Annotated in this window: 11 protein-coding genes and 1 pseudogene; 9 read left to right on the forward strand and 3 right to left on the reverse strand. The window is 62.3% G+C overall.

The annotated features are described in order from the left end of the window. The 4 genes and pseudogenes from JKG68_RS14970 to JKG68_RS33445 form a co-directional block, all read left to right on the forward strand. Positions 1-316: pseudogene (locus tag JKG68_RS14970) on the forward strand (NAD-dependent dehydratase); the annotation flags it as partial. 217 nt (positions 317-533) lie between these two features. Further along, the gene (locus JKG68_RS14975; RefSeq protein WP_202060898.1) at positions 534-1,505 is read left to right on the forward strand and encodes a zinc-binding dehydrogenase; all 972 of its coding nucleotides are present in this window, start codon (positions 534-536) and stop codon (positions 1,503-1,505) included. A 41-nt stretch (positions 1,506-1,546) separates the two neighbouring features. Further along, positions 1,547-2,527 carry an NAD(P)-binding domain-containing protein gene (locus tag JKG68_RS14980; protein ID WP_246515462.1) on the forward strand — a complete coding sequence of 327 codons (981 nt, stop codon included), beginning with the start codon at positions 1,547-1,549 and terminating at the stop codon, positions 2,525-2,527. Continuing rightward, positions 2,524-2,667, forward strand: coding sequence for a hypothetical protein (locus tag JKG68_RS33445; RefSeq protein ID WP_246515451.1), 144 nt, complete (start codon positions 2,524-2,526; stop codon positions 2,665-2,667). The genes JKG68_RS14980 and JKG68_RS33445 overlap by 4 nt, the downstream gene beginning before the upstream one ends. A gap of 311 nt (positions 2,668-2,978) precedes the next feature. Here the strand turns inward: JKG68_RS33445 and JKG68_RS14985 are convergent, their stop codons facing one another. Beyond that, on the reverse strand, positions 2,979-3,926 hold the full coding sequence (locus JKG68_RS14985) for a LysR family transcriptional regulator (protein WP_202060900.1): 948 nt from the start codon (positions 3,924-3,926) through the stop codon (positions 2,979-2,981). Between the two features lie 489 nt (positions 3,927-4,415). Here JKG68_RS14985 and JKG68_RS14990 point away from each other — a divergent pair, with 489 nt between their 5' ends. Together JKG68_RS14990 and JKG68_RS14995 are read left to right on the forward strand one after the other, a co-directional pair. After that, positions 4,416-5,375, forward strand: coding sequence for a Bug family tripartite tricarboxylate transporter substrate binding protein (locus tag JKG68_RS14990; RefSeq protein ID WP_202060902.1), 960 nt, complete (start codon positions 4,416-4,418; stop codon positions 5,373-5,375). Between the two features lie 12 nt (positions 5,376-5,387). Then, positions 5,388-6,266, forward strand: a complete 879-nt coding sequence (locus tag JKG68_RS14995; RefSeq protein WP_202060903.1) for an MBL fold metallo-hydrolase — start codon at positions 5,388-5,390, stop codon at positions 6,264-6,266. Positions 6,267-6,584: 318 nt separating this feature from the next. Here JKG68_RS14995 and JKG68_RS15000 read toward each other — a convergent pair whose 3' ends face one another. After that, positions 6,585-7,532, reverse strand: a complete 948-nt coding sequence (locus JKG68_RS15000; protein WP_312890807.1) for a LysR substrate-binding domain-containing protein — start codon at positions 7,530-7,532, stop codon at positions 6,585-6,587. Positions 7,533-7,569: 37 nt separating this feature from the next. Here JKG68_RS15000 and JKG68_RS15005 point away from each other — a divergent pair, with 37 nt between their 5' ends. The 3 genes from JKG68_RS15005 to JKG68_RS15015 all read left to right on the forward strand — a co-directional run bounded on the left by JKG68_RS15005 (position 7,570) and on the right by JKG68_RS15015 (position 12,669). Then, complete coding sequence (locus JKG68_RS15005; RefSeq protein ID WP_202060905.1) at positions 7,570-8,490, forward strand: DMT family transporter; 921 nt, start codon at positions 7,570-7,572, stop codon at positions 8,488-8,490. Between the two features lie 628 nt (positions 8,491-9,118). After that, entirely contained in the window at positions 9,119-11,305 is a 2,187-nt protein-coding gene (locus JKG68_RS15010; protein ID WP_202060911.1) for a histidine kinase dimerization/phosphoacceptor domain -containing protein, read from the forward strand. A gap of 338 nt (positions 11,306-11,643) precedes the next feature. After that, on the forward strand, positions 11,644-12,669 hold the full coding sequence (locus tag JKG68_RS15015) for an IS110 family RNA-guided transposase (protein ID WP_202060913.1): 1,026 nt from the start codon (positions 11,644-11,646) through the stop codon (positions 12,667-12,669). A 322-nt stretch (positions 12,670-12,991) separates the two neighbouring features. Here the strand turns inward: JKG68_RS15015 and JKG68_RS15020 are convergent, their stop codons facing one another. Further along, complete coding sequence (locus tag JKG68_RS15020; RefSeq protein WP_246515452.1) at positions 12,992-13,951, reverse strand: adenylate/guanylate cyclase domain-containing protein; 960 nt, start codon at positions 13,949-13,951, stop codon at positions 12,992-12,994. Positions 13,952-14,188 lie beyond the last annotated feature (237 nt).

A 14,188-nucleotide genomic window follows, 5' to 3' on the forward strand; every position in this document is an offset into this window, starting at 1 on the left:
CTGGATGTGGGGCCGCCTTGCCGAGTGGTTCGGCCTCGAGCCCGCACCCTTCGACGGATCTGCCCTGCCGCTGGAAGAGCAAATGAAGGCGGACGCCCCCATCTGGCGTCGGATTGCCGAGAGGGAGGGCTTAGCCGAGCCGGACCTTGGCCGTCTGGCATCCCCTTGGCACACGGATGCGGATCTGGGACGGCCGATCGAGGTCGTTACCGACATGTCGAAGAGCCGTCGTCTCGGCTTTACCGCCTACCAGCCCACCGATGATGCCTTCTTCGACCTGTTTGCGGAACTCCGAGCCGACCGACTGATCCCCTGACCACTCAGGGGCTCTTGTGGCAATCACTACCGAATGCCGGGTGGAAGTACGACACCCAAGGTCCGCTGTGGGTCATGGAGTAACGAACAGCAGATGGAATCAAGGTCTGCTCGCCGCCTCATGAGCAGACCGAAGCGTTTCTTCAGCCTCGTGCCAAATCTTGCCCTCAGAACCAGCCAACCTAATTGAAGCACCTATTTCGACAAAGGGATTGCTCATGCACAGCATTGTCTTCGAACGGTTCGGCGATCCGGCCGAGGTGTTGACCCTTGCCAAGCGTGAGCGGCCAGCGCCCGGGCCGGGGCAGGTGCTGCTCCGGATGATCCTGTCCCCCATCCACAATCATGACCTGATGACCGTGGCTGGCACCTATGGCATCAAGCCCCCGCTGCCGGCGATCGGCGGTACGGAGGCGCTCGGCGTGGTGGAAAAACTCGGCGCCGGGGTCGAGAACCTCCAAGTCGGGCAACGCGTGATCGGCGGTGGCCAGCAGACCTGGGCCGACTATTACCTGGTCGATGCAAGGTACGCACGCCCCGTGCCCGACGGCATCGATGATGAGACAGCTTGTCAGCTCATCGCCATGCCACTCAGCGCCAAGATGGTGCTGGCTGACCTTGGCCTTCAGCGCGGCGACTGGCTCGTGCAGAACAGTGCCAATGGCGCGGTCGGACGCCTTGTGTCGCGCTTTGGCGCGGAAAAGAGCGTCAACGTGCTCAGCCTTGTTCGGCGTGACGCGGCGGTCGCCGAACTTGCCGCCGCCGGCATCACCAACGTCGTTTCAACCGAGCAGCCCGGCTGGGAAGCGCGCGCTCGAGATCTTGTCGGTGATGGATCGATCCGCGCTGGGCTCGACTCCGTGGGCGGGGACGGCCCCGCGCAACTTGCTTGCCTGATGGCTGACGGCGGCGAGATCGTCATCTTCGGCGCCCTGAGCGGCCAGCCGATCCGCATCGAGCCGTCTGTCGCGATCTTCCAACAGATCACCATTCGGGGTTTCTGGGGTGCCAAGCCGCGCCTTGCACCCGACGTGATCGGCCGTCTGCTCGAGGAAGTCGTCGCCGAGGCTGCCAGTGGCAGGCTTACGCTCCCAGTCGACGCCGCCTTCCCGCTTGATCGGATCGCCGACGCCGTGCGCGCCAGCACTGAACCCGGTCGCAAGGGCAAGGTTGTCCTACGCGGGCGGTGATCAGGCTTGCAGAAGCAACCAGGAGCCGAGCCTGCGTGCCGATGGACAGCCCCTCAACACTTTCTTCGCCGCCAAATGCCGCCGCCCCGGGCATCGCGCTCAAGGTCCAGATCGTTGTCATCGGCGCCGGTCAGGCTGGGCTCTCGGCGGCCTACCATCTCAAGAGGCTGGGATTGACGCCGCACAAGGGTTTCGTGGTGCTCGACCAGTCTCCAGGACCGGGGGGCACCTGGCAGGACCGCTGGCCCTCGCTGACCCTGAGCACCGTCAACCGCATCCACGACCTGCCGGGGATGTCCTTTTCCGAGGTGATCGGCACGGACAGCTCGGAGGCGCGGGCGAGCGTCGCCGTCCCGGAGTATTTCGCAGCCTACGAGAAGCGGTTCGAACTGCCGGTCTATCGCCCAGTGGCGGTGAAGGTCGTCTGCGACAGGCACGACCACTTCCGGGTCGAGACGGATCGGATCCAGGTCTCCGCACGCGGGCTCATCAATGCCACGGGAACTTGGGAGAGCCCCTATGTTCCCGACGTGCCCGGAGCCGGGCGGTTCAAGGGCAGGCAACTGCACACGAAGGATTACCGCACCGCCCAGGAGTTCTCGGGCCGGCATGTCATTGTCGTGGGGGCTGGCATCTCGGCGATCCAGTTGCTCGATGAGGTGTCTCGCGTCACCACGACGACCTGGGTGACCCGGAGGGAGCCCGAGTTCCGGGATGGTGCGTTCGACGAGAAGGTCGGGCGCGCCGCCGTGGCGATTGTGGAGGACCGGGTGCGCCGCGGCCTGCCGCCCGCGTCCGTTGTCTCGGTCACTGGGATCCCCGTCACTCCCGCCATTACGGCGATGCACGCACGCGGGGTGCTGACCCGGCGCCCCATGTTCAGTGAGATCACGGAGGACGGGGTTCGCTGGCCCGATGGGACCGCGCTCCGCGCCGACGTGATCCTCTGGTGCACCGGCGCAGCTCCCTCGATCACCTGGCACCACTCATGCTGCGCGAGCCTGGAGGAGGCATCGTCATGACCGGACGGTTGGCAACGCAGGTCGCGAAGGACCCGAGGGTGCATCTGGTGGGGTACGGTCCGTCCGCCTCCACTATCGGGGCCAACCGGGCCGGCCGGGCCGCTGCGGAGGAACTCATGGCGTTCCTTGAACTCGGGTGAGGGTAGACCACCAGGAATCCGCCCGCCCCGCGGGGCCGTTAGCAATTTCGCGCACGCGGGAAGGTCTGAATTGGGTCTGGCAGTGAAGTTCGCTCACTGACAGGAATGTCCTATGTTCCTGTCCAAAGCGGAAGTTCGCTCCATGTCCGGAACGTGCCAATTCCTGACCTTCACAGTATGTCCAAGCTTGCCTTGAAGTTTGCATGCAACGCTTCAATCTGGCCTGAACCCTTGCAGGCTTAGGAAACCTGATTGCTTGTAGCCACTTGTAATCTGACCATTCGGGTGGTGCCGCTTTGCGCGCATTCCTCTCAAATGCATTCAGGGCCCGTAAGCATCCGCGATGTCACCTCATGTGCTCGTGCAACAAACGTCCCGAGCACTGGGCTCATGCTCCTCCCTTGCAGCTTCACCAAGCCCACCGGGCGTTCAGTCTCAGGAAGCTCCAGCGGGATTGCGACTATGGCAGGTTGAGCACCGGGAAAACGCAACATGGCTCTCGGAAGAAGCGTCAGGTGAGGACCACCGCTCATCAGGCTCAGCCGCAGTTGAAGGGAGGGGGCCACCACAGTAGCGCGGGGCGGCTCGAGACCACGCACCCGAAAGATCTCGGCTCCAAATCGACCGAGCACCGTCTCCGGAGGCGGAAGAACCCAGGGCTGATCGATGAGATCAGCCAGGCTGATTGACTGGCGTCTTGCCCATGGATTGTGTGCTCCCGCCGCCACCACAAGTGGGTCAGCAAACAGCACCTCCATCTCTAGGTCGCTTTCGGCATCAAGCTCCGGCATGCGCGTGAGCGCCACGTCCAGCCGCCGCTCGCGTAGCGCGTCGTAAAGAACGGCTGTGTCGCCAACCATCACCTGAAACCGGATCTTGGGCATCAGGGCCAGAAGTTCGTTGATGATGACGGCCAACACTGGCGTGACGGGCTCGGGAGCGCCGACCCTCAGCTCCCCTTGCGTCGGATCCCGCAGGAACTCGATCTCGGCGAGCCCCTGCCTCAGGTCATCGAACACGGCGGCCCCATGCCTCAGCAGGGCACGCCCGTAGGCGGTCACCTCGACACCTCTCGGCGTCCGGTCGAGCACGGGCACGCCGAGCGTATGCTCCAGATCGGCAATGGCCTTCGAAACGGCAGGCTGTGAGACGGCCAACCGCTCGGCGGCCTTGGCCATGCTCCCGGCCTCCGCGATCACTTGCAGCGTGTGAAGGTCCCGCAGCCGCAATCGCCGGCCGATGCGCTCGTCCCACTGCATGAGGCTCTTCCGAAAAGTTATAGGCCCATTCCAGAATACGAATTCTCTTTATAGCTCAACCAGGCAACACTCACGACATAAATGATGCGGAGGCGGCTATGACCCTGGGCGAGGCTGCGTTTCTGGCGTTCTCGGCGTGTAACTTTCTGCGGCTGGGGTCCTATGTGCCCCAGATCATCCGTGTGGCACGTGACCAGCACGGAGCGTCATGCATCTCGTTCACGTCGTGGTCGATTTTCCTCTTAGCCAACAGCACGACGGCGGCTCATGCGGCGGTCAACCTCGGGGACGGTTTGCTGGCCCTGATCAGCGCAGTGAACGCCATCTGCTGCCTGGCCATCGTCGGTCTCACAGCCTGGAAGCGTGCCGCTCTGAGGTCGGATCTCTGGCCTCGGGTGCTTTCCTGCCTGCCGCGTTACCCATACCGTTGGCCTCGGCGGCAAGCCACCGCCTCATGGTGGGGCCAGCGGCAATCCTAGGGAGGTTCTCATGAAACGGATGCTCGCTCCTATCCTGGCCCTGGTTGCTGGCTTGGTCTCCTCCGGGAGTTCGGCAACGGAAGCGGTCAGGCTTGTCATGCCGTTCGCCGCCGGCTCCGCCACGGACGCTCTCTCCAGGGTCATTGCCGACGAACTTGAGACAGGCCTGGGCCGGGCGGTCGTGGTTGAGAACAGAACCGGCGCGGCCGGACGCGTCGGCGTGCAGGCCGTCAAAAGCGCCACCCCTGACGGAGCCACGCTCCTGTTCACCCCCATTGCTCCCATGGCCGTCTACCAGCACGTCTACCCAGTGCTGGGATACGATCCTGTTCAGGATTTTGAGCCGGTCTCGCAGGTGGCCACATTTGACTTTGCGGTCGCCGTGGGCGCTGACATCCCGGCAGACACTCTGTCCAGCTTGGTAGAATGGCTCAAGGCTCATCCCGAACGGGCCAACTACGGCACGCCGGGGGCCGGCACTCTTCCCCATTTCTTTGCCGTGCTGTTCGGCCGTGAGACAGGTCTGGATCTGCGTCATGTTCCCTACCGGGGGACGTCGGCAGCCATCAACGACCTCCTCGCCGGCCAGCTCCCGATGGTCTTCACCAACACGGGCGAACTGCTGGAACTGCATAAGGCAGGGCGCATTCGGATCCTGGCGACTTCCAGCACCTCACGCTCGCCCTTTCTGCCGGGCGTCCCGACCTTCCAGGAGGCGGGCTACGCGATTGCCGGAGCAGGCTGGCACGGTGTCTTTGCACCCCGTGGCACACCCGCGGACGTTCTTGACCGGTTCAATCAGCTCATTACTGCTGCTTTGCAGAAGGAGCAGGTGAAAGAGCGGATCATCGCTATGGGATTTGAACCGACCGGGACATCCCGTTCACGGCTTGCCGAAATTCTGAACCGGGATGCAGCAATGTGGGCCCCGGCGGTGAAGGCAGCTCGCTTTACACCCGACCAGCAGTGAGAGGACCTGCCAATGCTCCACGACGCAACCCCATGCGATCCTCCGGCCGAGGACAGGCTCATTCTTCTGGGCACGAAGGGTGGGCCACGCCCGAGCCTCCTGCGGTCCAACCCGGCCAATCTGATCCTCTCCGAGGGCTCAGCCTATCTGGTCGACTGCGGTTATGGCACTACACGGCAGCTTCTGTTGGCAGGAGTGCAGCCTCATGAACTCGACGCGATCTTCATCACACATCATCACTCCGATCATACGCTGGAGCTCGGGCCACTGCTCTACCAAGCCTGGGTCGGAGGTCTTCGCCGACCCATTGACGTATTTGGACCGCCCCCGCTCGCGACACTGATCAACGGCTTCTTTGCATCCCTCTGGTTCGAAATCGCCACGCGCATGGAGGATGAGGGACGCTCCGATCCGCGGCAGCTCGTTCGGATCCACGAGATCGATGCAGCGAGTGTTGTGCTGGAAACAGCGAACATCCGGGTGACAGCCGGGCAGGTCCATCACCCTCCCCTACGGCATGCATTTGCGTATCGGTTGGACACCCACCACCGTTCACTCATCCTTTCCGGCGATACGGCCATGTGCCCGGGGCTGGTCGCGTTGGCCCGGAGGGCGGATGTGCTGGTGCATGAGGTCATGCGAGTGGAGAGCCTGCCGAAGTTGGTCGCCGGATTGCCGAATGCCCTCGCGTTATATGCGCACCTGCTGGCCAGTCACACCACCACAGAGCAGGTCGGCGCTGTTGCGGCTCGGGCCGAGGTTGGAACGCTGGTGCTGAACCACTTCGTCCCGGGCGACGATCCTGCGATCACTGAGGAGATGTGGCTCGCCGCACCAAGGAGGGTGTTCGAAGGCACTGTGATCGCGGGCCGCGATTTACTTGCTGTGTAACAGTTGGTCGTCCGCCTTGGGTCACCCACTGACGATCCCCTGTCCTCCAGGAATGTCCGCTGTTCCTTGCTGGAGAAGACCCTCGGCTTACTTCCGAGAAGTGCCAACAGCGGTCCCTCACCGAATCCGAATTGGCTCAATTGCGACGGTATGTAAATACCTGACGTAGGCGGATGGAGACGTTTCCATCTCAGCCCAATACCTTAGCGCATCGACGAACAGGACAAGGTCAGGCGCGGCTGCTCCCGGATTGTATGATGGAGACGATGCCTTCAGCGCGGCGTCCACCATTCGGCAGGCACATAGGCTAGCCCTCCATCAGCCTTGTACGTGAGGCAGAGCAGGATCTGCGTGCGCCAATCCGTAGCGTAACGCATCGTGCAAGCGAGCGGCCGCAACATTTTTGTGGTTCGAACCTCGAATGATGCCGATCTCCAGCTCAGGAATGGGAGGTAGGCCCTCCCTGTCTCCAATGATCTTGAGCGACGGCGGTACGCTGCACAAGGCAAGCCCCGCAACCGCTAACCCGGCCTGGACGATGGCAGTCATCCCTGCCAAGCTCGCGCTTGAATAGGTGCAGCGGTAGCTTCGCTCGGCCTCCGCCAAGGCTGCCAGGATGTTGGTGCGCGCTGTGCAGGTTTGAAAAAGTGCCACGGGAAGGGGATCATTCTCCCACACTGCATGGTGAGGGGACGCAACCCACGCCATGGGCTCCCGCCTCAGTACTTCAACCGGGATATCGTGAGATCGGGTGACGATGGCAATGTCAATCTCGTCTGCGCCGACTGTCCGGGCGAGAGACGTCGAGGGCTCGCACACAAGCTCGACCGTGACGAGTGGAAAGTCGCGGCCGAACTGCTCCAGGATGCTGGGAAGCAGCGATGCTGCATAATCCTCCGGAACGCCAAGCCGTACGGTCCCAGACACTTCGGGCTGCGTAACGCTGGCGAGCGCCTCCTCCGAGAGCTTCAAGAGCCGTCGAGCATAGGCCAGCAAATCAGTCCCTAAACGGTTGGGAACGACCTTTTGGCCTCCTCGAACCAAAAGCTCTTTTCCGACGATCCCTTCAAGTCTTTGAATCTGCATGCTGACGGCTGACTGACTACGCCCAATCCGCAGCCCCGCATTTGAGAAGCTTCCTGTCTCTGCAACGGCGATCAGGGTCCTTAGTAAGTCGAGTTCAAGAGGCTTCGGCATAGCGACATCAGCAAAACGAATGGGGACTATGAAGGCTATTCGTTTGACCGATAACTGTCCATAGGACACGGGTTGGACAACACGCTAGTTGAGCAGGATTTCAAGTATGGGCGACCCCGTTATGTTCGACCGGGCGGCTTTGCGGTTAACGCTGGGCTTGGTGTTGATTGGTACGGTCGGCGCGGCGGTCGTCGCGAGTGGCCTTGACCCAATCACGATCGTCTTTTGGCGCAGCGCAATCGCAACGCTGTTTCTCCTCGTTTGGTGCTTTGCAACGGGCATCCTGCCGGATCGCACTCTCACGCTCCGAAACTTGGCTCTCGGAGCTGTTGCAGGAACCAGTCTGGTAATGAGCTGGGCAGCGTTCTTCGGAGGCATTATGCTGACCTCGATCAGCACTGCCACCATCCTGTTTCACATCCAGCCATTCCTGATCCTGTTGATCAGCGCCGCGATCTGGAAGGAACGGGTTTCGCTTAATCAGACGATTTGGTTGGCCGGCGCTTTCGCTGGAGTTGTCCTCGCCAGCGGCCTCTCATTGTCATCAGGTGAAGTCGATCCCGATTGGCTCTTGGGTATCGGAATTACGCTGGGTGGAGCCTTCTTTTACGCGATCACGGCAATTGCCGGGAAGGGACTGGCAGGCCAGCGTGGGGAAATCACGACGCTGTGCCAGACCGTTGTCGGCATCATCGTCTTTGCCCCCTTCGTCGATTTTTCCCAGGACATCACATTGCCTTCTTGGGGTTGGGTTGCGATGGTCGGCGTTCTGCAAACCGGGGTCGCGTGGGTGCTCATCTATTCGGCCTACCCGTATGTCTCCACACCGGTTCTCGCGGTCCTGAGTTTCGTCAACCCATTGACCGCAATCATGACGGACTGGCTGTTTTTCGATCACCTGCTGGGCTGGCCTCAAGCCCTCGGCATGGTCCTGATCGTGATCGGCACCCTAGGCATCAAGTTGGACTGGCGTTTGGTTCCTGCGCCCCGTGTAAGCCCACCGGCGACCCCATCAGCCAACAGGTGAGCCCCTTAACGCACCGATACTGAGACAACATGCCATAAATGCGGTCCGGAAGCTTCCCTAAGCCGTTGAATGTCACCTCCTAGAAGGTGACCGTGACTTCGTGTTGAGGATCGTAGCAGCCGCCCTCGATGCGTATAGGTGTTTCTAGATCGAACTGCTTAGGCGTATCAACGGAAGCCGCGATTTCAAGACGGATACCCGATGCAGAAGATCAAGCGATCCTGGGAGATCCCGGTCCAAGCACTTGGGGCGACGCTCCTCCACGGAAGCATGGGACCGCTCAAGGCATGAGCCGATACGTGGAGTCCGTAGCTATTCACGGAATGTCCGCTCGGGGTCAGGCAGTGAAGTCCGTTCACTTTTCGGAATGTCTGGTTCCGTGAGGATTGCAGCCCTCGGAGTAGCGTCTCAGATGTGCCTAAGCGCCACGTTCAATGGCTGCCAGAAGAATGAGGTCCCGGTTGGAGCCGGTACTCCTGAGACCATCCTGCCCATTGGGTACTGGGACGCCGACGAAGGAGCAAGGCATGGGCCCACTTCATGCCGGAGGCGGCGCTTTCGAAAGGTTCAAGCCTCGAAGGCCCTTATCTTTCTGGCGCGAACAGAACTGGTGAGCTAGGTTCCCGCCATGACCCAGCCCACCCCTTCTCTCGACCTCACCAGTTGTGATCGGGAGCCCATCCATGTTCCCGGATCCATTCAGCCGCATGGCATCCTTCTCGCGCTCGACCCCGAGACGCTGAGCATTTACCAAGCGGCAGGTGAGACGGAAGGCACTGTCGGACGGGCTGTCGATGGGCTTCCCGGCGAGTATGCCGAGGCGGTTCTCGGCGCACAGGCGGTCCACCTGATCCGCTCCGCGGGCGTACAATCAACGGAGCCCCTCTATCTGGGAAACATCCCTGCCCCTGCCGATCCATCCAGGCATCTGGATGTAACCGCCCACCGGCGCGACGGGATTTTCATCCTGGAACTGGAGCCCAGCACCCCCCATCCCGAGACTGCGGCCCAGACGCTGGCCACCGTGCGCCGGATCAGCGCCGAGCTCGATGCCGCGCCCGACCTGGCCCGGCTCGTCCAGGCTGCCAGCCGGGAGTTCCGGCGCCTCACAGGCTTCGACCGGGTGATGATCTACAGCTTTCTCGACGACGGCTCCGGCGCCGTAGTGGCGGAGGCCAAGGCCGACAGCCTGGATCCGTTCCTCAACCACCGCTATCCTGCCTCGGACATTCCGAAGCAGGCGCGGGCGCTCTACCTTCAGAACCTCATCCGGGTCATTCCGGACGTGGACTACCGGCCAGCTCCGCTCGTCCCACCGCTCAATCCCACAACCGGCAGGCCGCTCGACATGAGCGACTGCTCGCTGCGGAGCGTCTCGCCCATTCACGTACAGTACCTCAAGAACATGGGGGTGGCGGCGTCCATGTCTGTGTCACTTGTCGTGGACGGAGCCCTGTGGGGCCTCATCGCCTGCCATCATGCGGCGCCCAAGCTGGTGCCCTACGAGCTGCGGGAAAGCTGCAAGCATGTGGGGCAGATCCTGAGCCAACAGATCAAGGCACGGGAGGACGCCGAGCGGCACCGGCAGACGGCCCGCCTCAGCGTTGCCCGTGACGAGTTCCTGGAGGGGCTCGCGCGAGCGGGATCCACTGAGAACGGCCTGCTGGATGCTGCTGCCGATCTGAAGAAGCTGATCCCCTCCGATGGGGCTGCGGTTGTGTTCCGGGGCAAGGTGAGCCAAGCAGGCCATGCCCTGTCGGAGGCTCAGACCCGCGAGCTGGCGGACCGGCTGCTCCAATCTGACCTATCCGACCCTTTTGCCACCAACAGCCTTGTGCGGCACCACAGCCCAGCCGAGGCCTATTCGGCGCAGGCGAGCGGATTGCTGGCGACGGTCGTGTCGCACGAGGATCCGCTCGTCCTGCTCTGGTTCCGAGCCGAGCACATCGAGACGATCAACTGGGCAGGCAATCCCCACAAGCCGGCGGAGCCGGGCAAGGGCATGGGCCAGCTCACGCCACGCACCTCGTTCGAGACCTGGAAGGAGACGGTGCGGCACCAGTCCCGGGCCTGGTCGCTGGCCGAAGTTGAAGCGGCCCGCAGGCTGCGGCGCGCTGTGCTGGATCTGCGCCAACAGGCCGCCCTGAAGGAGCTGAATGTGCAGCTCCGGCGAACCCTTGCCGACAGGGAGGTGCTGCTCAGCCAGAAGGACCTGCTGATGCGCGAGGTCAATCACCGCGTCCAGAACAGCCTTCAGCTCGTCAATTCCATGCTCCACCTTCAGGCCCGGCAAACCTCCGACGCGCAGGTCAAGGCGCAGTTCGAGGAGGCAACCCGGCGCATCATGGCGGTGAGCACCGTCCACCAGCACCTGTGGCGGTCGGACCAGATCCAGAGCATCGACTTCGGATCCTACCTGGAGGAGCTGCGGGAGGGGCTGCTGGAGGCTTGGGGTAAGGCGTGGGCCGAGCACATCAAGGTACATGCCGGGCAGGTGCTGGTGCCGACGAACGAGGCCGTTGTTCTGGCGCTGGTGGTCACGGAGCTTCTGACGAATGCGGTGAAATATGCCTATGCGGGTGCGCCGGGCCCGATTGACGTGATCGCCAGAGAGGATGGTCAGAGGGTCCTGCGGGTCACTGTGAAGGACCAGGGCGTCGGCATGCCAGGTGAAGCTGCCCCGAAAAGCGGGCTTGGATCGCGGCTGGTCCGCTCACTGATTGGGCAGCTTGGGGGTGAGCTGGAGGTGAAGAGCCAGTCGCCCGGCACCGCCGTCATCTTGACAGTGCCGTTGGCAGCTAGAGCAACCCGATAGCTGATCTTCCCGTGTCGCTTGGTGCCGACAGATGATCCCCTTGAGCTCGAAACGTCAGTTCAGGGTCAATCTTTCACATTCCGACTGCTTAACGAACGTCCGCTCTTGAGCGCTTAAGTGGACCAAGCGCTTACATCTCAGGAGTGCCATTTGCTGACCTTGGAACATCGTCGAAAGCACAGCAATCACCTACGGCTCATCTCCTCTTGCGGGATAGGTCGGCCAAGAGCGTGCTGCCCGGCGGCTCACAAGGAACAAGATCTGATGGGGTAGACGCCCCCCAACGGCCTCGGTGTGCCAAAGTGGAGGTGTTGAAACACCACTTGAGGGAGGCGTCCATGGGAGAGGTTAGCACAATCGGTTTGGACTTGGCGAAGAACGTGTTCCAGGTTCACGGAGCCGATGCATCGGGAGCGGTCCTGTTCCGCAAGAAGCTGCGGCGACACCAGGTTTTGACATTCTTTGCAGCCCAGCGGCCCTGCACCGTGGCCATGGAGGCCTGCGCCAGCTCGCACCACTGGGCGCGCGAGATCGGCCGGCTCGGTCACGCCGTCCGTCTGATCCCACCCGCTTACGTGAAGCCTTTCGTCAAGCGCCAGAAGAACGACGCGGCGGATGCCGAGGCGATCTGTGAAGCAGCCCAGCGCCCGACCATGCGCTTTGTGGCTCCCAAGAGCGAGCAGGCCCAAGCCGCAGCCATCGTGTTCCGGGCGCGCGATCTTCTCGTGAAGCAGCGGACCCAGATCATCAATGCTCTACGCGGTCATTTGGCGGAGTTCGGGCTCGTCAGGGCCAAAGGGCCGGCTCACGTTCCACAACTCGTGCAGGTTATCGAGGATGGGGCCGAGTCGGTCCCGGAACTCGCCCGACCGATTCTGAAGATGCTGATCGAGACGCTCCATAGCTTGGACGAGCAGATCGCCCGTCTGGATCGCGAGGTCGCCGAAAGGGCCAAGAGAGATGAGACGGCGCGGCGGCTGATGACCATTCCTGGGATTGGCCCGGTCACCGCGGTGGCTCTGACGGCCCTTGCTCCGCCGGCCGAGGCTTTCAGTCGTGGACGGGACTTTGCCGCTTGGGTCGGACTCACGCCCTTGCAGCATTCAACCGGCGGCAAGCAGAAGCTGGGAGCGACCTCGAAGATGGGTGAGCGAACGCTGCGCCGTCTGCTGATCATCGGCGCGAACAGTGTCTTGCTCCGGGTCGCCCGCAACGGTGCTCCCGCAGGGTCGTGGATCGGCCGCATGCTGGCGCGCAAGCCGCCGATGCTGGTGCGGGTGGCCCTCGCCAACAAGATGGCTCGCATCGTCTGGGCGCTGCTGACGAGCGGGGAAGTGTATCGGGCTCCGGCTGTGAGTGCATGAGCGTTCACAGGTGTGAGGCTGTTGGGGCGTAGGAAGGTCGAAGGAGAGGAATGGCGCAACGGTCACCGAGACGGGGTCAGACAAACCAGCTTAGGCACAAGCGCTACGAGCGCGGAGATCTGATTGGGACCTGATCCGCGTACTCCCATTCGGGCCCGCGGCATGGGAACGGCCGCAGACAAGGCCGAACACATGTCCGCATCCGACCTACGCGCTGTACCAAACCCGAAGATTCTTCTTGCGTTACCAGGGGCGTCTACACATGTCCCTGATCATCGCCGCGAGCCCGGTGCGTCATTACTCCCAGCGCATACGGCGACGCCTACCCATCTCTAGTTAGGTTCAGTTCAGCCAAGCGGATCTCTGCCAGAGCCTTGAACGACCCTGTGGGGAACTGCTCAAGGTAGGCCTGGAACATCGCCGGATTGTCGCTCTCCTTGACTGTATCCCAGAAAGCGAGTTCGACGGCAGAGCTCTCCGGCGCAGGTTGCGGTCGCTCCAAAATGTCAGGCTTGGCAAGACGCTCCCGGGCCAGAGGGGCAAAGATCCCATCCGGGTAACGGTCGAGGTAGGCGCTGTACTCCTCGACCGCTCCACTGGCCTGAACCGACTGCCAGAACTCAAGCTCGATTGCATCCTGCGGAACACTCGGGGCGGCTTCGCTCGAGAGGGACACCTCCGGCGCCCCGGCTACCTCCCCAAGTTCGGTCGTAGCATCCGGGTCGAACATGATCCGGAAGGCGCGAACGGAACGGGCAATGTTCTTGACGCTGTGCTCACCGAGATCCTCGAACTCGTACTCGCCCCTATCGCGGATGTGATCCCGCACGCCGCGCGTGATGCACACGCTGCCGGGCTCTGCCAGGGCTTCCAAACGCGAGGCTACATTGACGCCATCGCCGAAGATGGTGCCATCCTTGACCAGAACATCACCAACATTGATGCCGATGCGCAGGTTCATCTGGCGCTCGGCCGGCATTGCGGCATTTGCCTTGTGCAGGGCCTGCTGGATGGCCACCGCACAGTGCACGGCATCGACGACACTGGCAAACTCGGCCAGGACACTGTCGCCGGCTGTGCCGGAAATCTCCCCTCGCCCGGCGATGATCAGATCATCGATGATGGTGCGGTGGGTGGTCAGGGTTGCGAGGGTCGCGTCCTCGTCCTGGTGCATCATGCGGCTGTAGCCTGCCACATCAGCAGCGAGGATGGCAACGAGCTTGCGTTCAAGTGGAGGGGCTTCCAAGGTGGCAAACTCCAGCGACAGAGGTTTGAGCGGCAACAGATGCCCACCGAAGACGCCTCAGGCGCAGCACTGTTCCCATCGAGACTGAGTTGACCCCAAATCAGGCCGCGGACTGATGAGCCACTTGTAAGCTCGTCCTGCAAAGTCCTTCTTTGCGGCAGCCATCGAATTCAGATCGGTGGGCCAGAGACATACACCTCTTCATGCGCAGAAGGGGTTTCTGATCGCGGTTCAGTCTCGTGGGTGAGTATTAGTAGGCCCAGCAGAAATAGC

This window comes from Microvirga aerilata (assembly GCF_016743775.1).
GTDB classification, from domain to species: Bacteria; Pseudomonadota; Alphaproteobacteria; order Rhizobiales; family Beijerinckiaceae; genus Microvirga; species Microvirga aerilata.

Excerpts from the sequence above, each read along its gene's own strand:
- JKG68_RS15005 (WP_202060905.1), top strand. The coding sequence starts at position 7,570 with ATGGGCGACCCCGTTATGTTCGACCGGGCGGCTTTGCGGTTAACGCTG.
- JKG68_RS14985 (WP_202060900.1), bottom strand. The coding sequence starts at position 3,926 with ATGCAGTGGGACGAGCGCATCGGCCGGCGATTGCGGCTGCGGGACCTT.
- JKG68_RS33445 (WP_246515451.1), top strand. The coding sequence starts at position 2,524 with ATGACCGGACGGTTGGCAACGCAGGTCGCGAAGGACCCGAGGGTGCAT.
- JKG68_RS14980 (WP_246515462.1), top strand. The coding sequence starts at position 1,547 with ATGGACAGCCCCTCAACACTTTCTTCGCCGCCAAATGCCGCCGCCCCG.
- JKG68_RS14995 (WP_202060903.1), top strand. The coding sequence starts at position 5,388 with ATGCTCCACGACGCAACCCCATGCGATCCTCCGGCCGAGGACAGGCTC.
- JKG68_RS14990 (WP_202060902.1), top strand. The coding sequence starts at position 4,416 with ATGAAACGGATGCTCGCTCCTATCCTGGCCCTGGTTGCTGGCTTGGTC.
- JKG68_RS15015 (WP_202060913.1), top strand. The coding sequence starts at position 11,644 with ATGGGAGAGGTTAGCACAATCGGTTTGGACTTGGCGAAGAACGTGTTC.
- JKG68_RS15010 (WP_202060911.1), top strand. The coding sequence starts at position 9,119 with ATGACCCAGCCCACCCCTTCTCTCGACCTCACCAGTTGTGATCGGGAG.
- JKG68_RS14975 (WP_202060898.1), top strand. The coding sequence starts at position 534 with ATGCACAGCATTGTCTTCGAACGGTTCGGCGATCCGGCCGAGGTGTTG.